Origin of the sequence: Streptomyces sp. NPDC050085 (assembly GCF_044460595.1) — a bacterium.
Lineage (GTDB): Bacteria > Actinomycetota > Actinomycetes > Streptomycetales > Streptomycetaceae > Streptomyces.
This window is the reverse complement of sequence record NZ_JBITJZ010000010.1, coordinates 150019-165689: the sequence shown is the minus strand read 5'-3', so window position 1 is coordinate 165689 and position 15671 is coordinate 150019. Positions and strand designations below refer to the sequence as shown.

Below are 15671 nucleotides of genomic sequence, written 5' to 3'. Positions count from 1 at the left end.
GCCACACGGTAGGGCGTTAGGGTCGTCCCATGACGTACGAGGACGAGGATCCGCGGGGGCTGCGCGAGCGCTTCGCCCGCACCCTGCGGGCGACGACGGGAGACGCCGGCCCCGACCCGTACCCGTACGCCGACAACCTGCTGGCCCGCTGGTGCGAACCGCAGCGCCGATACCACACCACCGACCACCTCCGCGCGGTCCTCGACCACATCGACGTACTGGCGGAGCACGCCGACGACCCGGAGCTCGTGCGGCTCGCGGCCTGGTTCCACGACGCGGTGTACCGGCCGGACCGCTCCGAGAACGAGGAGCGGTCCGCGGCCCTCGCCGAGCGCGCCCTCGCCGAGGCCGGGCTCGCCGGCAAGGGGGTGGGCGAGGTCGTCCGCCTCGTGCTCCTCACCGTCACGCACGACCCGGCCGACGGCGACGCGAACGGCGAGGTGCTGTGCGACGCCGACCTGGCGATCCTGGCCGCGCCACCGGACGCGTACGCCGCGTACACGCGCGCCGTCCGCGAGGAGTACGGATTCGTGCCCGACGAGGCGTTCCGGTCAGGGCGCGCCGCCGTGCTGCGCCAACTCCTCGACCTGCCACGGCTGTTCAGGACCCCGCACGGCGCCGCGCACTGGGAGGCGCGGGCCCGGGAGAACCTCACGACCGAGCTGGAACTGCTCACGGACTGAGCTCACGGACCGAGCTGACGGACCGAGCTCACGGACCGAGCTCACGGACTGAGACGGGGCAGGAGTGGTCCGCGTGCGGGAATGCCACTCCCTCACCTCCGGTTGACTTCTTACATGCCGCCTACGTCCCCCGACGCGTCCCCCGCTGCCCCGCCCACCCGCATGCCCCTGGCCGTCTACATCCTCGGCCTGAGCGTCTTCGCCCTCGGCACGAGCGAGTTCATGCTCTCCGGGCTGCTCCCCGCGGTCGCCGACGACATGGACGTCACGATCCCGCAGGCCGGACTGCTGATCTCGGCGTTCGCGATCGGCATGGTGGTGGGCGCCCCGCTGCTCGCCGTGGCGACCCTGCGCCTGCCCCGCCGCACCACCCTGATCTCGCTCATCACCGTGTTCGGCCTCGGCCAGATAGCGGGCGCGCTCGCTCCGACGTACGCGGTCCTGTTCGCCTCCCGCGTCGTGTCCGCCCTCGCCTGCGCCGGATTCTGGGCGGTCGGCGCGGCCGTCGCCATCGCCATGGTCCCGGTGAACCAGCGGGCCCGCGCCATGGCCGTGATGATCGGCGGCCTGTCGATCGCGAACGTGCTCGGCGTCCCCGCCGGTGCCTTCCTCGGCGACGGGCTCGGCTGGCGGGCGGCCTTCTGGGCCGTGGGCGCGGCCTCGGCGATCGCCCTCGTCGGCATCCTGACGATGGTCCCGACCATCCCTCTCCCGGCCGAACGCCCGCAGCTGAAGCGCGAGTTGAGCATCTACCGGGACCGCCAGGTGTGGCTGTCGGTGGCCGTCACCGCGCTCGCCGCGGGCGGCGTCTTCTGCGCGTTCAGCTATCTGTCGCCGCTGCTCACGGACGTGGCGGGGCTCGACGAGGGCTGGGTGCCCGCGGTGCTCGCCCTGTTCGGCATCGGGGCGCTCGTCGGCACGACGGTCGGCGGCCGGATCGCGGACGCGCACCTCTTCGGCGTCCTGCTGACCGGCATCCTGGCCTCCACGGTCTTCCTGGCCGCGCTCGCCGTGCTCGGCCGGTTCGCGATCGCGGCCGTGGCCCTGTCCTTCCTCCTTGGCCTGTCCGCGTTCTACACGGCCCCGGCGCTCAACGCCCGCATGTTCAACGTCGCGGGCGCCGCACCCACCCTGGCCGGGGCGACCACCACCGCCGCCTTCAACCTGGGCAACACGGGCGGCCCCTGGCTCGGCGGCACGGTCATCGACGCGGACCTCGGCTTCTCCGCCACGGCCTGGGCGGGCGGCGCCATGACGGTGGCCGCGCTCGGCCTGACGGCGGTGTCGCTGCGCCTGCACCGGCGTACGGCGTCGAAGGTCGTGACGGGCTCCGCCCCCGCGGCCGAACCGGCCCCGGCCGTCACCCGCTGAACGCCCCGGGCCCGAAGCGGCCCCACGCCACGACCACGGCCAGCGCGAGATAGACCGCGTTCACCGCCACGAACCCCCGCTCCCCGAGCCGGCCGTGGGTGATCATCGCGCCGACCATCAGGAGCACCCAGCAGACCGCGGTCACCGGTACGAGGACGGGCGCGACGCCGACCGCGGCGGGCAGCACCAGGCCCGCCGCGGCGAGGAGTTCGAGCACGCCGAGGGTCTTCACGAAGCCGGGGCCGACGCCCGCGGTCCAGCCCCCGCCGTGGGCGGCGGCCAGCTTCTCCCTGGGGACGAACGTCTTGGTGATGCCGCCGCCCAGGGCCACGGCGGCCAGCAGTCCCGTCACGATCCACAACGCCAGGTTCATCGTCACTCCCGGTTCGGCTGTCGGCTCTCGTCTTCCTGCACCTGGGACGAGACAGCCCCACCGTTCTGTGACACGGACGCGTGCTGTTCTACGCGGGACGGCCCTTCGGCCGGCGCAGGCCCGCCTCCGTGATCCGCCGCACCAGTTCCTTCGACCCGATCTCGACCGCCCCCGCCCGCACCGCGTCCGCGTAACGGTGCGACGGAATGTCGTAGTGATCGCGCTCGAAGGCCCGGCCCGGCACGCCCAACTTCTCGGCGAACACGTGCAGTTCGTCGAACGAGACGTCGCTCACGAGGTGCGACCACATCCGGCCGTGGCCCGGCCAGTTCGGCGGGTCTATGTAGACCGTCACCCGGCCACCGTCCCCAGGGACCCCACCGGCGCCACCACGACGCCCGCCTCCGAGCACACCCAGTGCGGGTCCGCGCCCAGCTCCGGCTCGACGTCGAGCGCGTGCGGCCCCTCGTGGCCCGAGCCGGGACCGCACACCGGGCACAGCGGCCAGCGCCCGTACCGCTCGAGCAGCCCGTCCTGCACGTCCTGGGCGACGAGCCCCGTCACGTACTCCACGCCCTCGGGCCACTGCTCGACCCACCAGCGGCGCGAGGCGATCGACTCCTCGACGAGCGAGACGACGGCTGCGTCCATGCCGTCGACAGCGTCCCCCGCCTTGAGGTCGGCGAGGACGAGGGCGCGGGCGGCGTGCAGGGCCTGTTCCAGCGGGCTGACGGAATCCATGCCCCCCATTGTCCGCCCGTCCGCCCCGCCCGCCGCGCTGTGTGACCTACGTCCCGCCCGTTCGACTCTTGACCCGCCCGAGGTTCCGAAAATATCTTTCAGAACGTGAGCAATGACGTGAAGGAAAGTTTCGCCAGCGACGCGCCGCCCGCCCCCGCGGCCCTCGCGGCCAAGGTGCGCACCCTCGCCCCGTCGATGACCCGGTCCATGCAGCGGGTCGCCGAAGCGGTCGCCGGGGACCCCGCAGGTTGCGCCGCCCTCACGGTCACCGGCCTCGCCGAGCTCACCGGCACGAGCGAGGCGACGGTGGTCCGCACCGCCCGCCTGCTCGGCTACCCCGGCTACCGGGACCTGCGCCTCGCCCTCGCCGGGCTCGCCGCCCAGCAGCAGTCGGGCCGGGCGCCCGCCGTCACCGCCGACATCGCCGTCGACGACCCGATCTCCGACGTGGTCGCCAAGCTCGCCTACGACGAGCAGCAGACCCTCGCCGACACCGCCGCCGGGCTCGACATGGCCCAGCTCGGCGCCGCGGTGAACGCGCTGGCCGGGGCCCGCCGCGTCGAGATCTACGGCATGGCCGCCTCCGGGCTCGTCGCCCAGGACCTCGCGCAGAAGCTGCTGCGCATCGGGCAGATCGCGTACGCGCACTCGGACCCGCACCTCGCGGTCACGAACGCGGTGACGCTCCGCTCCGGGGACGTCGCCATCTCCATCACGCACTCGGGCACGACGGGCGACGTCATCGAACCGCTGCGCGTCGCCTTCGAGCACGGTGCGACCACGATCGCGATCACCGGCCGCCCGGACGCCCCGGTCTCGCAGTACGCCGACCACATCCTGACCACGTCCATCGCCCGCGAGAGCGAACTGCGTCCCGCGGCGATGTCGTCCCGCACGAGTCAACTCCTCGTCGTGGACTGCCTGTTCGTGGGCGTGGCCCAGCGCACGTACGAGTCGGCGGCCCCGGCCCTGTCGGCGTCCTACGAGGCCTTGGCCCACCGCCACCAGGCCTCTTCCCGTGGAGGCCGGTCATGAGATGCCGCAGGCATCTCAGGGGCGCGGGGAACTGCGCGACCAGCCACGACGAGCCCGCACACGGCAACGCCACCTAGCCCGGCAGACGCCACCCCGCCACCCGCACAAAAACCCGCCGCACAGAAAGCCCCGAGACGACGATGTCCACCGACGCCCCGTACAGCGACCTCCGCGCCCAACTGGCCACCCTCACGACGGAGGCGTTCCGGCCCGAGCTCGCCGAGATCGACCAGCAGTCCACCCTGGAGATCGCCAAGATCATGAACGGCGAGGACGCCTCCGTCCCCACCGCCGTAGCGGCGCAGCTCCCCCGCATCGCCGCCGCGATCGACGGCACGGCCGAGCGCATGGCCCGCGGCGGCCGCCTGATCTACGCGGGCGCCGGCACGGCAGGCCGGCTCGGCGTCCTGGACGCCTCCGAGTGCCCGCCCACCTTCAACACGGACCCGAGCGAGGTCGTCGGCCTGATCGCGGGCGGTCCGTCCGCGATGGTCACGGCGGTCGAGGGCGCGGAGGACTCCAAGGAGCTGGCGGCCGAGGACCTGGACGCGCTGAACCTGACCGCGAACGACGTGGTCGTCGGCATCTCCGCCTCCGGCCGCACCCCGTACGCGATCGGCGCGGTCGAGCACGCGAAGGCCCGCTGCGGCGCGCTCACCATCGGCCTGTCCTGCAACGCGGACAGCGCGCTCGCGGCCGCCGCCGACCACGGCATCGAGGTCGTGGTCGGCCCCGAACTCCTCACCGGCTCCACGCGGTTGAAGGCAGGCACAGCACAGAAGCTCGTCCTCAACATGCTCTCGACGATCACCATGATCCGGCTCGGCAAGACGTACGGGAACCTCATGGTCGACGTACGCGCGTCGAACGAGAAGCTGCGGGCCCGCTCCCGCCGCATCGTCTCCCTGGCCACGGGCGCCGACGACGCCGCCATCGAGGCCGCACTCGCCGCGACGGACGGGGAGGTGAAGAACGCCATCCTCGTCGTCCTCGGCGAGGTCGACGGCCCCACGGCCGCCCGCCTCCTGACCGAGTCGCACGGCCACCTGCGCGCCGCACTCGCGGCGGCCGCGACCTCGTAACTCCCTTACTCCTCCCCGTAATTCGCACAGCAAGGCAGCACGCACCATGGCTGAGAACAAGAACCGCGACGTGGCGGCCTCGATCCTCCCCCTCGTGGGCGGCGCCGCGAACGTCACCTCCGTAGTCCACTGCATGACCCGGCTCCGCCTCGGCCTGAGGGACCGCTCCCTCGTCCAGGACGAGGCGCTCAAGGCCCTGCCCGACGTCATGGGCGTGGTCGAGGACGAGACGTACCAGATCGTCCTCGGCCCGGGGAAGGTCGCCCGGGTCACCCCGGAGTTCGAGAAGCTCGTAGCGGAAGGCCGCCCGGCGGCAGCGGTACACGCCACCACCGCACACGCCACCACTGCCGATGAACTGGCCGCGCAGGGCGCCGAGTTGAGGGCAGCGCAGAAGGCGAAGAACGCCACGCCCTTCAAGCTGTTCCTCCGCAGGATCGCCAACATCTTCGTGCCCCTGATCCCGGCCCTGATCGGCTGCGGCATCATCGCGGGCATCAACGGCCTGCTGGTGAACCTGGGCTGGCTGACGTCCGTCACCCCCGCCCTCGCCGCGATGGCCTCCGGCTTCATGGCGCTGATCGCGGTCTTCGTCGGCCTCAACACGGCGAAGGAGTTCGGCGGCACGCCGATCCTCGGCGGCGCGGTCGCGGCCATCATCGTCTTCCCCGGCGTCGCGAACATCACGGCGTTCGGCCAGAAGCTCTCGCCCGGCCAGGGCGGTGTGCTCGGCGCACTGGGCGCGGCGGTCCTCGCGGTCTACGTCGAGAAGTGGTGCCGCAAGTGGGTCCCGGAGGCGATCGACGTCCTGGTCACCCCGACCCTCACGGTGCTGATCTCCGGCCTGGTCACGATCTTCGGCCTGATGTACGTGGCGGGCGAGGTCTCCACGGGCATCGGAACAGCAGCGAACTGGCTCCTCGACAACACGGGCGCGTTCGCGGGCCTGGTCCTCGGCGGCCTCTTCCTCCCGCTGGTCATGCTGGGCCTGCACCAGGCCCTCATCCCGATCCACACCACCCTCATCGAGCAGCAGGGCTACACGGTCCTGCTCCCGATCCTGGCGATGGCGGGCGCGGGCCAAGTCGGTTGCGCCATCGCGGTGTTCAAGCGGCTCAAGCACAACGCGTCGATCCGCAAGACGATCAAGTCGGCACTCCCCGCAGGCTTCCTGGGCGTAGGCGAACCGTTGATCTACGGCGTCTCGCTCCCCCTCGGCCGCCCGTTCATCACGGCCTGCGTCGGCGGCGCGGCGGGCGGCGCGTTCATCGGCTTCTTCTCGATGCTCGGCGACAAGGTCGGCTCGACGGCCATCGGCCCGTCCGGCTGGGCCCTGTTCCCGCTGCTCGACGGCAACCACGGCCTGGGCTCCACGATCGCCATCTACGGCGGCGGCCTCCTCGTCGGCTACGTGGTCGGCTTCCTGGCCACGTACTTCTTCGGCTTCAGCAAGCAGATGCTGCTCGACCTGAACACGGCCCCCGAGGACGCGGCGAAGCCCGACCCGGCACCGGCCGCGACCCCGCCGAAGGAACCGGCGAAGGTCTGACCACGCCACCAGATGGGGCACTCTGCCGCAGAGCGCCCCATCACTCGTTCCGGCGCATCGTGCTTCTCACGGTCTTCCGGAAAACCCGGATGCTGGAACGCGGTCAGGTCGATCGCGCGGTACTCCTGCGCAAACTCTGTGAACGCGAGCACGACCCGGCACACTCGACCTACGACCGGCCCGAGAGCGGAGGCACTCGAAGACCCACACCCGGTGGAAACTCGCCCGCGAGAGGAAGCTCGCCGAGGGCTACACCGAGCCCCCCGAAGCGGAGGCCGAGCGCGCCGAGATCCGCCTCGCCATGGCCTTCGCCAAGGCCGTCTACGACCGCCGCCGGGAACTGGGCCTCACGCAGACACAACTCGCGGAGCTCGCGGGCCTCACCCAGGCGAAGATCTCCCGGGTCGAAGGCGCCGACGCCATCCCCACGCTGCCCCTGCTGCGCCGCCTGGCCGTCGCGCTGGACGCGTCCCTGAACATCGACATCGACGCACACCACGAAACAGTGACGTTCACGGCGCACTCGGCGGCCTGACGTCACACGCGATCACGGCAACCGCCCCTCCCGGTTGACCACGCGGACCCGAGCCCTCAACTCCTCGCCCACGGGCGCCGGTTCGACGCTGTCCGGCGGGCAGTCCCACTCGCACCCACCACCCGGCGGCCGCAACTGCACGTAACCGCCCTCGCGCCCCATCACCTGCCCGACCCGCCCGTCCCGTACGTCGATCACGTACGCGCCGATCCTCACCGCACGCCCCCGGCCCGCTCGTGCAGCACCGCGACGAGCCGCATCGCCGTATCCAGGTTCACGCACCCCAGATCCACCAGCGGATACGCGACCTCGCCCGCCGCCGACACCGGATCGACCCGCAGCGACGGCAGCAGCACGCCCAACACCCCGAGCTCTGCCCGCAGTTGGGCGATCACCTCCTCGACCACCCGCAACCGCTCCGCGTCCCGCACCACCATCGCCTGCACCTCCACGCCGAGTTCCGCTTTCGCCACTCAGCGTGACGGGATCGCCTCTACGCTTGCCAGATGCGACGGCCCAACAAGCCGTACTGCTGCCACGGGAGTTGATCGCCATGACGGGACCCAAGGACCTCGACCCCTCATCACGCCGCATCATGATCGGCGAAGAGCTCCGCCACGCCCGCGAGAGAGCGGGCATGACCCAACAGGCCCTGGGTGAGCTGTTGTTCGTGAGCGGTTCGTATGTGGGCCAGATGGAGGCGGGTACGCGCCGCGTGCTGCCGGACATGGCCGAGCGCCTTGATGAGCTGCTGGGTGCGGATGGTTTTTTCGGGCGGAACTGCGCCAAGGCGAACCGTTCCAAGCACCCTGAGCAGTTCGCGGAAGCGGCCGAGGCGGAGGCCTTGGCAACCGAGATCAGGGAGTACGGGGCGATGCTCATCCCCGGCCTGCTCCAGATCCCCGACTACGCCCGCGCGGTCTTCCTGGACTTCCAGCCCACCGCGCCGGACAAGGCGATCGATGAACTGCTGGCGAACCGGATGGAACGCACGGGGCTCCTCAACGATCCAACAAAGCCGGTGTTGTGGGTGGTTCTGGACGAAGCGGCGCTGCGCAGGCCGGTCGGTGGAGCCGAGGTGATGGCCCGCCAACTGCGCCACATCGCCTCTCTCATGCGCGAGCGGCGCGTCCTCGTCCAGGTGCTGCCCTTCGCGGCAGGCGGCCACGCCTCCCTGCACGGCGCACTGAAGATCATGTACTTCGACGACGCACCCCCACTCACCTTCATCGAGGCGCCCGCAACAGGCCAGTTGTTGGACGACACGGCGACGGTCACTCGCAACGAGTTGTCCTTCGACCTCGTCAGCGCGAGCGCACTCACCCCCAGGCAGTCCCTGGCCCTGATCGAGTCCGTGGCGCAGGATTACACCCATGAGGAACAGCACCCTTGAGCACGATCTGAACGACGCCTCCTGGACCTGGCACAAGTCCTCGTACAGCGGCGGCGAGGGCAGCAACTGCGTAGAAGTAGCCACCTGGCACAAGTCCTCGTACAGCGGCGGCGACGGCAGCGACTGCCTCGAAGTCACTTACAACCAACCCGGGTTGATCCCGGTCCGCGACTCAAAGGATCCGGCCGGGCCCAAACTCACGTTCCGGGCGGCAGCCTGGTCCGCGTTCGTTGCAGGGTTGGCCCGGCAAGCCTGACCGTTCGACTCACGGGGGAACAACAACCATGCCCATACGGCACCACACAAGCCTGGCCCTCACGATGGCCGTGGCCGGAACCCTGCTGCTCGCGGCGACGGGGTGCAGCAAGGACGTGCCCGCGCTGAAGTTCGGGGCGGCGAAGCCGTCCGGGGCGAAGCTGGCCGCGCGGTCGCCGGCGAACGGGTCGCTGCCCCTGGCCGAATGGCCCAATGCCTGCACGGTGTTGAGCGACCAGGAGATAGAGGCGGTCCTGCCGCAGGCGAAGGACGTCAAGCGGCAGCCGATCAAGGTCACCATCCTCAACTTCGACCCGCTGTCCGAGGCCGAACCGGGCACGACCGGCGACGTGCCCACGGGCGGCTGCAAGTTCACGTTCGGGCTGCCGGACAAGTACGAGAGCGACGGCAACAGCAACATCCAGGTCACGTTCACCGCCGTCGCCGACACGCCCCTCGTCCGCAAGCACTACGAGGAGGATCTGGCCGACGCGCGTAAGGACGCACCGAAGTACAAGAAGGAGTTCCGGGACCTGGGCACGTCGCTCGGCCCGGCCGGCTGCCACTCCCCCGACCTGTCGCAGGGCGACCTGGTCTGCTACCAGGGCCCGTACCAGTTCGAGGTGAGCGGCTCGTCCACGGCGTCCGGCGTCGGCGAGTACCCGAAGGCGGACCGGAACTGGAGCGACAAGGTGCTGCGGCAGATCGTCCGCACCCTCAGCGCCCGCATGAACTGACCCCGCCCCCGGCCGACCCAGGAACACACCCGCCCCTCACAGGTCCTTCACAGCCCCGCTATTCTGCGCGAGGCGCGATGAATGACGCGCGTACCGGCCGCCTTCTGTCGCGCGGCCGGATCACAGACCTGTGGGGGGTCCATCCATGCGCCATGTGCGCTTGCTGCCGCGTGCCTCGGTGCGCGCGGCGGCCGTTTTCGCCCTGAGCACGGGGCTCGCCGCCTCCGGCGCCGTGCTCGCGCCGTCCGCCGCCGTCGCCGCCACCCAGGTGACCGTGACCGCGGCCACCCTCGACGACGGGCGGCTCGAGATCGGGCTGCCGTACAACACGCTGTCCGTGCGCGTGAACGTGCTCGCCTCGTCGGCCCCGGACGCCGCGACGCTGCTGACCACGGACGCGTTCACGTACCGCGACTACAACCTCTGGGACACCGACGAGCCCGTCCGGCTGCCCGAGGGCACCGCGCACGGCCGCTACCCGGTCACCGTCGACTACCGCCTCCCGGACGGCACCACCGGCACCTGGACCGGCGGCACCCTCGACTACCGCCCGCACACGGGTGTCACCAAGCTCTCCTTCGACCGGGCGACCACCGACTACGTGAACCGCTCGGCCACGCTCACCGGTCACGCCGACACCTTCGACCCGGCGACCGGCACCACGGGCCCGGCGCCCGAGGGCACCGAGGTGGACGTCAACTTCCGTCTGTACTCGGACGATTGGCGCGACCTGAAGCAGACGGCCGTGGTCGGCGCCGACGGCTCGTTCTCCCTCGGCGTCACCCCGCAGGCCGCGGTGGTCGGCGGCACCGCCACCGTCCGGGCGACCGACGCGTCGGCCGCCGACCAGGGCTTCGGCGTACCCGAACTGCCCGTGGCGAAGACCTCGTACCGGATCAGCGGCGGGCTCGACAAGAAGCGCGTGCACGCGGGCGACCCGGTGCAGGTGACGGGCCGCGTCGAGCGGTTCACCGACGCGGGCTGGAAGCCCTTCACCGGGGCGCCGGTCGTCAGTGCGCGTTCGGTGCCCGACACCTACGACTACACGTATTCCGGGCGGCTCGGCAGCGGCACCGCCGACGCGAACGGCGTCTTCACGTACGCGGTGCGGCCCGGCTATTCGGGCACCGTCAGCACCTTCGTGCAGCCCTCGGTGTACCTGGCGAAGTTCCCGTACTTCCAGGGACCGGTGGCCGTCCCGAGGGCCTTCACGTACACGAACGTGAAGACCACGCTCGACGCGGACGGAACGGTGACCGCGACCGCCCGCATGAAGGCGGACTACTGCGGCGACGAGAAGGTCACCCTCCAGTACTCGGCGGACGGCAGGTCCTGGCACACGCTGAAGAACGGCGTCGCCGAGGGCGGCACCGCGGGGTACTGCCCCATCACCATCACGACGAGCGGTTTCGTCAACGCGTACTACCGCATCGTGCACGCGGAGACGGACCGCTTCCTCGCGCTCAACACGCCGTCCGTGCACCTGAAGCGGACCCTGACCCGGTTCACGTCGTTCTCGGCGAGCCCGAGCCGCCCGTACAAGAACGGCCGGTTCACCGTCAGCGCCACCCTGCAGGAGTACTGGGGCGGGAAGTGGCACGGCTACAAGGGCGCCGCGACGCTGCTGCTCTTCAAGCCCAAGGGCGACCCGCAGTGGTACTGGGTCAAGAAGGCCTCGACCGGCTCGTACGGGAAGATCTCGTACTCCTTGAAGGCGGAGTACGGCGACGGGACCTGGGTCATCGTGCTCAACCCGAACGCCCAGCACTTCTACAGCGACACCCCGTCCAAGTACCTCGATGTCCGCTGACCACGGCCAGTCCGGCAAGGAGACGCACCCCGTGCCCACCCGCACCCCCGTCCTGCTGACCGCCACCGCCGCGGCCTGCGCCCTCGTCCTGCTCCCGCTGCCCGCGTCGGCCGCCGACGCGCCCGCGCCGGTTGGCGTCGGCCGGGCCGTCACCGACCCCGCCCAGCGCGGCACCTTCTCGGTGACCGCCTGGACGGACACCGCGGGCGCCACGCTGACCGATGTGTCGGCGACCGTCCGCAGCGGCGACACCGTCGTCGCCGAGGCGGCGCACCTGACCGAACTCACCTGGTCCAAAGGGACGTTCAAGCTCCCGGCGGACCGCGTCCTGAAGCTGGCCGAGGACCAGGGCACGATCCCCGCCCTCGGCCGGTACGCCATCGACGTGACGGCCACCGACAGCGCGGGCCACACCACCACCCGCAAGGACGCGGGCGTCCTCGACTTCACGCTGCGCCCGCAGCTCGCCGTCGACCTGTCCGTCCCGTCCTGGCAGGACCGCACCACCCACGTCACCGGCACCCTCACCGGCATCCAGCCCGGCTCCGGCGACCTGGTCCCGCTGGACGGCCGCACGGTCACCCTCGACCGCACCAAGCCGGCCGACGGCGGGTCCACGCCGCGGGTCACGTCGGCGACGGGCGAGTTCGCGGCCGACTTCACGGTCGACATCGGCGACACGTTCAAGGCGTCGTTCGCCGAGGACAGCGCGCAGGTGCACGGCAACGCGTCCGCCGAGACGTACGTGTACTCGTGGCAGCCGCGCTACGTGACGGTGACCGCCGCGTCCGACCGGATCCGGGTGCTGCCCGGCCAGAGTGCCACGATCACGGGCAAGGTCACCGACAAGGCCGACGGCACCCCGATCGCGGGCACGGACGTACGGGTCGCGGTCCCGAACGGCCCGTCCCGCACGGTCACCACGGACGCCGCGGGCGCGTACACCGCCCAACTCGCGGCGGCCACCGGCCTGTTCAACGCGGACACCTACACCGTGACCCCCGTCGACCGGTACCTCTCGGGCGGGGCGACGGGCCCCCTGTACTCGCCCGCCGAGTCCCGCTTCACCGGCGTGCACGCCACGCTCGCCGCGAACGGCAAGGTCACGGTCACCGGTGCGCTCGGCGCGACGTACGCGACCGACGGCTCCCTCACGAACACGCAGAACGAGCCGATCGTCGTCGAGTACTCCAAGGACGGCACGTCCGGCTGGAAGAAGGCGGGTTCGGCGACGGTCCAGGGCTGGAACAGCAACGACTTCAGCATCACGTCCGCGGCGGGCACCGGCGGCTACTACCGCGTCCACCACCCGCTGACCGACCGGTTCACCGAGTCGACGGGCCCCGTCGCCCACCTCACCCGCCGCGCCACCCGCATCGCGTCCCTGAACGCGGGCCCCGAGCCGGTCACCAAGGGCAAGCCCGTTCGCGTCACCGGCTTCCTCCAGGAGGCCAACTCCGGCTGGAAGCCGATGAAGAACACCCGGGTCAGCCTCTACTTCCGCCCCAAGGGCTCGACGACCTGGTCCTACGTCACGGCCGGGAAGACCGACTCCACCGGCTGGGTCGCCCTGACGGGCAAGGCCACGAAGGACGGCACCTGGGTGATCCGGTACTTCGCATCGGGCGACAGCACGCACTTCTACAGCACGTCCTACGAGGACTACGTGGACGTGCGCTGACGTCCCGGGCCGCTCCCCGCCACCGGGGAGCGGCCCCGCGTCACGGCAGCCACCCCTCCCGCTCCGCCTCCAGCAGCGCCACGTACTGCTCGTACTCCTCGTTCGACATGATCACGGTGTGCTCACCCGGCGGCTCCGGGTCGGCGACCGCGAACGCGGTCGCCGCGGCGGCGGACACCGCCACGGCAGCCACGGCCGTCACACCCGCCGTCACGGCGGCAACCCGTACGGCCTTGCTCAACAGCTCGTCATCGAGCCTCATTTCCCACATACCTCGCGCAACGACCCAACGCGGCCGAAGTCACCTACGGCACATCGGTCGTGCACGTCAGCGGGCCGTCCGTCGGCACGAGCCGCTCGATGGAACCCGGACGTCCGTGCGTCACCGCCAGCTGCTCGGCGTTCAGGTACCCGATGAACAGCTGCTTGCCCTCCGGCATCGCGGACGGGGTGAAGACGAACGTGACCCGCCCGTCGTCCTCCCTCTCCCCCCGCATCACCTTGTCGACGCCGGGGCCGATCCCGCTCGGGCCGACGTCGGGGTCGCCCGGCGCCTTGCAGAACTCCCCGACCTTCATCAGGACCGGGAACCCGGCCTGCTCCAGAGCCTGTTGGACCCCTGCGTGGTCGCTGAAGTACCGATCCTTGTCCCAGGTCACGTGCACGGTGCCGTCCGTCTTCGTGTCCACGCTGTACGCGGCCGTACGCACATGGACCGCCCGCGCCCCCGTACTGTCCCCGGCCTGCGCAGGCGGCGCCGAGCCGCTGCCGATGCCCTGCACCACGAGCGCGGCCCCGGCAACGACCGCACAGGCGGCGGCAGTTGAGCCCACCCGCCGCCGACGCCTGCGCGCCCGCCCCGCCGCCTCGATCCGCTCGACCGGCACCCCCATCGCCACGTCGTCGAACGCCTCGCGCAGCACGTTCCGTACGTCCCGCACGTCCCGCACGTCCGTCGTCCCGTCCGGTCCTTCGTTCCTCATGACCCTCTCGCCTCCGCTGTCATCCATTGGGCGCGCAACGTCGTGACGGCCCGCGACATGTGGGCGGTGACGGTCCCCTCGGCGATCCCCAGGGCCTTCGCCGTCGCGCGGGTGTCCAGATCGAGGAAGACCCGCAGGGCGATCACCTCCCGCTGCCGGCGCGGCAGTTCGCGCAGCGCGGCGAGCAGCCCGGGGTCCAGACCCCGCGGCGGCTCGACGGCGGCGGCCTCCGGGACACCGTCGACGACGATCTCCCGGCGGCGCCGTCGCCACCACGACACCCGGGTGTTGAGCGCCGTCCGCACGATCCACGCCCGCGGCGCGGGATGCCGGGCCACTTTCGCCCAGGACGCCCAGGCCCTGGCGTACGCCTCGGCCACGAGGTCCTCGGCGAGCTGCCGGTCACCCACACACGCGAGCACGGTCCGCAGACAGTCACGCTGACTGGCGCGGTAGAACTCCCTGAACTCCAACTGCTCCACGCCCTCTCCACGCCGGGGCACGGCGATTCCCTTACCGCTCGCGACAACTCCCGCCAACTCCCGTACGAAGATGGGGTCATGGACGACCACCGCGCCGACGACCGCGTCTTCATACGCAGCAAATGGGGCACGAACCGCTATGTCTACAACCCGCACAACCCCGCCGGGATGACCCTCATCGTCGGCTCGCTGCTGTTCGCCGCGGGCGGCATGTTCTGGCTGTACCACCCGGACCTGTTCAAGGGCGGCTGGGACGACGCCGGGCTGCGCTCCGCGGTGAGCGGGGCCACCGCCGAGCTGTCGCAGGACCCGGCCGTCGGCCCCGGCAGCGGCATGTACGAGGAGGTCGTCGCGGAGAAGATCGCCGAGCACGGCGACGGGCCCGCCGACGGCCTGACCGTCACCGCGGCCTCCGCACCCGCGACGGCCGACCTGTGGAAGGGCGGCCCGGAGAACGCCGACTACACGGTCACCGCGCGCGGCACCGAGACCGCCCTGTGCCTGCACGCCTTCGCCCGCCGCGCCCCGAAGGCCGCGGGGTACGAGTCCGTGAGCTTCACCGTGGCCGACGGCGCCTGCCCCGACTCCGTCGACTGAGCACGCTCCACATGCGGGCCCGCAGCCGCTCGCGCATTCTGGCCCCATGGCTGACAGCACGCTTTCCAAGATTTCCTTGACCGAGTTCCGCCCGGACCAGCGGCGTCTGGTGACCGGCGCCGTGCTCACCGGCGTCGGCATGCTCGCCGCCGCCGCGGGCGTCGGCGTCCTCGTCTACGAGCTGGCCCGCGCGGGCCGCACCTGGACCGGCAGCTGGGAGGTGCCGCCCACCGAGCTGGCCTCCCGCGCCTTCCACCAGGCGCAGACCGCGGCCCAGAGCGCGGCGCACGCGGGCCGCGACGCCTGGAGCAGCTACCAGGAGACCCCGGTCACCCGGTAGCGCCTCAGGCACCTCAGGGCCTGT

At 71.4% G+C, this 15671-nt stretch carries 20 protein-coding genes and 1 pseudogene; 13 read left to right on the top strand and 8 right to left on the bottom strand.

Going from position 1 to position 15671, the window contains the following annotated elements:
- Positions 1-29 precede the first annotated feature (29 nt).
- Both ACIBUY_RS31475 and ACIBUY_RS31470 read left to right on the top strand, forming a co-directional pair.
- On the top strand, positions 30-683 hold the full coding sequence (locus ACIBUY_RS31475) for a hypothetical protein (protein WP_365566663.1): 654 nt from the start codon (positions 30-32) through the stop codon (positions 681-683).
- A 162-nt stretch (positions 684-845) separates the two neighbouring features.
- Positions 846-2054 carry a Cmx/CmrA family chloramphenicol efflux MFS transporter gene (locus tag ACIBUY_RS31470; RefSeq protein ID WP_399154427.1) on the top strand — a complete coding sequence of 403 codons (1209 nt, stop codon included), beginning with the start codon at positions 846-848 and terminating at the stop codon, positions 2052-2054.
- Here the strand turns inward: ACIBUY_RS31470 and ACIBUY_RS31465 are convergent.
- The 3 genes from ACIBUY_RS31465 to ACIBUY_RS31455 form a co-directional block, all read right to left on the bottom strand.
- Complete coding sequence (locus tag ACIBUY_RS31465) at positions 2044-2427, bottom strand: DoxX family protein (RefSeq protein WP_365566664.1); 384 nt, start codon at positions 2425-2427, stop codon at positions 2044-2046. The two genes, ACIBUY_RS31470 and ACIBUY_RS31465, sit on opposite strands and share 11 nt — an antisense overlap.
- A gap of 88 nt (positions 2428-2515) precedes the next feature.
- A complete protein-coding gene (locus tag ACIBUY_RS31460; RefSeq protein WP_365566665.1) occupies positions 2516-2782 on the bottom strand; it encodes a DUF4031 domain-containing protein in 267 nt (88 codons plus the stop codon).
- Positions 2779-3168 carry a hypothetical protein gene (locus tag ACIBUY_RS31455; RefSeq protein WP_399154397.1) on the bottom strand — a complete coding sequence of 130 codons (390 nt, stop codon included), beginning with the start codon at positions 3166-3168 and terminating at the stop codon, positions 2779-2781. Before ACIBUY_RS31455 ends, ACIBUY_RS31460 begins: the two co-directional genes overlap by 4 nt.
- A 105-nt stretch (positions 3169-3273) precedes the next feature.
- On the opposite strand from ACIBUY_RS31455, the gene ACIBUY_RS31450 reads away from it, so the two are divergent.
- From ACIBUY_RS31450 to ACIBUY_RS31435, 4 genes and pseudogenes are all read left to right on the top strand, one after another.
- Positions 3274-4203, top strand: a complete 930-nt coding sequence (locus tag ACIBUY_RS31450; RefSeq protein ID WP_365566667.1) for a MurR/RpiR family transcriptional regulator — start codon at positions 3274-3276, stop codon at positions 4201-4203.
- A gap of 140 nt (positions 4204-4343) precedes the next feature.
- The gene (gene murQ, locus ACIBUY_RS31445) at positions 4344-5285 is read left to right on the top strand and encodes an N-acetylmuramic acid 6-phosphate etherase (protein ID WP_399154396.1); all 942 of its coding nucleotides are present in this window, start codon (positions 4344-4346) and stop codon (positions 5283-5285) included.
- Positions 5286-5331: 46 nt separating this feature from the next.
- On the top strand, positions 5332-6834 hold the full coding sequence (locus ACIBUY_RS31440) for a PTS transporter subunit EIIC (RefSeq protein ID WP_399154395.1): 1503 nt from the start codon (positions 5332-5334) through the stop codon (positions 6832-6834).
- 280 nt (positions 6835-7114) lie between these two features.
- Positions 7115-7369: pseudogene (locus tag ACIBUY_RS31435) on the top strand (helix-turn-helix domain-containing protein); the annotation flags it as partial.
- A 12-nt stretch (positions 7370-7381) separates the two neighbouring features.
- Here the strand turns inward: ACIBUY_RS31435 and ACIBUY_RS31430 are convergent.
- Both ACIBUY_RS31430 and ACIBUY_RS31425 read right to left on the bottom strand, forming a co-directional pair.
- Complete coding sequence (locus ACIBUY_RS31430) at positions 7382-7585, bottom strand: hypothetical protein (protein WP_365566854.1); 204 nt, start codon at positions 7583-7585, stop codon at positions 7382-7384.
- Entirely contained in the window at positions 7582-7842 is a 261-nt protein-coding gene (locus ACIBUY_RS31425; RefSeq protein WP_399154394.1) for a hypothetical protein, read from the bottom strand. Before ACIBUY_RS31425 ends, ACIBUY_RS31430 begins: the two co-directional genes overlap by 4 nt.
- Positions 7843-7922: 80 nt before the next feature.
- On the opposite strand from ACIBUY_RS31425, the gene ACIBUY_RS31420 reads away from it, so the two are divergent.
- The 5 genes from ACIBUY_RS31420 to ACIBUY_RS31400 all read left to right on the top strand — a co-directional run bounded on the left by ACIBUY_RS31420 (position 7923) and on the right by ACIBUY_RS31400 (position 13245).
- Complete coding sequence (locus ACIBUY_RS31420) at positions 7923-8762, top strand: Scr1 family TA system antitoxin-like transcriptional regulator (RefSeq protein WP_399154426.1); 840 nt, start codon at positions 7923-7925, stop codon at positions 8760-8762.
- Positions 8743-9018, top strand: coding sequence for a DUF397 domain-containing protein (locus ACIBUY_RS31415; protein ID WP_399154393.1), 276 nt, complete (start codon positions 8743-8745; stop codon positions 9016-9018). The genes ACIBUY_RS31420 and ACIBUY_RS31415 overlap by 20 nt, the downstream gene beginning before the upstream one ends.
- Positions 9019-9046: 28 nt before the next feature.
- On the top strand, positions 9047-9754 hold the full coding sequence (locus ACIBUY_RS31410) for a hypothetical protein (RefSeq protein WP_365566671.1): 708 nt from the start codon (positions 9047-9049) through the stop codon (positions 9752-9754).
- A 145-nt stretch (positions 9755-9899) separates the two neighbouring features.
- Complete coding sequence (locus ACIBUY_RS31405; RefSeq protein WP_365566672.1) at positions 9900-11564, top strand: hypothetical protein; 1665 nt, start codon at positions 9900-9902, stop codon at positions 11562-11564.
- A complete protein-coding gene (locus ACIBUY_RS31400) occupies positions 11554-13245 on the top strand; it encodes a carboxypeptidase-like regulatory domain-containing protein (RefSeq protein ID WP_399154392.1) in 1692 nt (563 codons plus the stop codon). Before ACIBUY_RS31405 ends, ACIBUY_RS31400 begins: the two co-directional genes overlap by 11 nt.
- 40 nt (positions 13246-13285) lie before the next feature.
- Here ACIBUY_RS31400 and ACIBUY_RS31395 read toward each other — a convergent pair whose 3' ends face one another.
- From ACIBUY_RS31395 to ACIBUY_RS31385, 3 genes are read right to left on the bottom strand one after another with little or no spacing between them, the layout of a single operon-like run.
- The gene (locus tag ACIBUY_RS31395) at positions 13286-13507 is read right to left on the bottom strand and encodes a hypothetical protein (protein ID WP_365566674.1); all 222 of its coding nucleotides are present in this window, start codon (positions 13505-13507) and stop codon (positions 13286-13288) included.
- Between the two features lie 43 nt (positions 13508-13550).
- The gene (locus tag ACIBUY_RS31390; RefSeq protein WP_365566675.1) at positions 13551-14228 is read right to left on the bottom strand and encodes a hypothetical protein; all 678 of its coding nucleotides are present in this window, start codon (positions 14226-14228) and stop codon (positions 13551-13553) included.
- Positions 14225-14731, bottom strand: a complete 507-nt coding sequence (locus ACIBUY_RS31385; protein WP_365566676.1) for a sigma-70 family RNA polymerase sigma factor — start codon at positions 14729-14731, stop codon at positions 14225-14227. The genes ACIBUY_RS31390 and ACIBUY_RS31385 overlap by 4 nt, the downstream gene beginning before the upstream one ends.
- A 57-nt stretch (positions 14732-14788) precedes the next feature.
- Here ACIBUY_RS31385 and ACIBUY_RS31380 point away from each other — a divergent pair, with 57 nt between their 5' ends.
- Positions 14789-15307, top strand: coding sequence for a hypothetical protein (locus ACIBUY_RS31380; RefSeq protein ID WP_399154391.1), 519 nt, complete (start codon positions 14789-14791; stop codon positions 15305-15307).
- Positions 15308-15353: 46 nt separating this feature from the next.
- Positions 15354-15647 (top strand): hypothetical protein, encoded by a 294-nt coding sequence (locus ACIBUY_RS31375; RefSeq protein ID WP_399154390.1) that lies wholly within the window; start codon positions 15354-15356, stop codon positions 15645-15647.
- Positions 15648-15671 lie beyond the last annotated feature (24 nt).

Excerpts from the sequence above, each read along its gene's own strand:
- ACIBUY_RS31380 (WP_399154391.1), top strand. The coding sequence starts at position 14,789 with ATGGACGACCACCGCGCCGACGACCGCGTCTTCATACGCAGCAAATGG.
- ACIBUY_RS31375 (WP_399154390.1), top strand. The coding sequence starts at position 15,354 with ATGGCTGACAGCACGCTTTCCAAGATTTCCTTGACCGAGTTCCGCCCG.
- ACIBUY_RS31440 (WP_399154395.1), top strand. The coding sequence starts at position 5,332 with ATGGCTGAGAACAAGAACCGCGACGTGGCGGCCTCGATCCTCCCCCTC.
- ACIBUY_RS31470 (WP_399154427.1), top strand. The coding sequence starts at position 846 with ATGCCCCTGGCCGTCTACATCCTCGGCCTGAGCGTCTTCGCCCTCGGC.
- ACIBUY_RS31420 (WP_399154426.1), top strand. The coding sequence starts at position 7,923 with ATGACGGGACCCAAGGACCTCGACCCCTCATCACGCCGCATCATGATC.
- ACIBUY_RS31410 (WP_365566671.1), top strand. The coding sequence starts at position 9,047 with ATGCCCATACGGCACCACACAAGCCTGGCCCTCACGATGGCCGTGGCC.
- ACIBUY_RS31455 (WP_399154397.1), bottom strand. The coding sequence starts at position 3,168 with ATGGATTCCGTCAGCCCGCTGGAACAGGCCCTGCACGCCGCCCGCGCC.
- ACIBUY_RS31415 (WP_399154393.1), top strand. The coding sequence starts at position 8,743 with ATGAGGAACAGCACCCTTGAGCACGATCTGAACGACGCCTCCTGGACC.
- ACIBUY_RS31475 (WP_365566663.1), top strand. The coding sequence starts at position 30 with ATGACGTACGAGGACGAGGATCCGCGGGGGCTGCGCGAGCGCTTCGCC.
- ACIBUY_RS31400 (WP_399154392.1), top strand. The coding sequence starts at position 11,554 with ATGTCCGCTGACCACGGCCAGTCCGGCAAGGAGACGCACCCCGTGCCC.
- ACIBUY_RS31405 (WP_365566672.1), top strand. The coding sequence starts at position 9,900 with ATGCGCCATGTGCGCTTGCTGCCGCGTGCCTCGGTGCGCGCGGCGGCC.
- ACIBUY_RS31390 (WP_365566675.1), bottom strand. The coding sequence starts at position 14,228 with ATGAGGAACGAAGGACCGGACGGGACGACGGACGTGCGGGACGTGCGG.
- ACIBUY_RS31465 (WP_365566664.1), bottom strand. The coding sequence starts at position 2,427 with ATGAACCTGGCGTTGTGGATCGTGACGGGACTGCTGGCCGCCGTGGCC.
- murQ (WP_399154396.1), top strand. The coding sequence starts at position 4,344 with ATGTCCACCGACGCCCCGTACAGCGACCTCCGCGCCCAACTGGCCACC.
- ACIBUY_RS31395 (WP_365566674.1), bottom strand. The coding sequence starts at position 13,507 with ATGAGGCTCGATGACGAGCTGTTGAGCAAGGCCGTACGGGTTGCCGCC.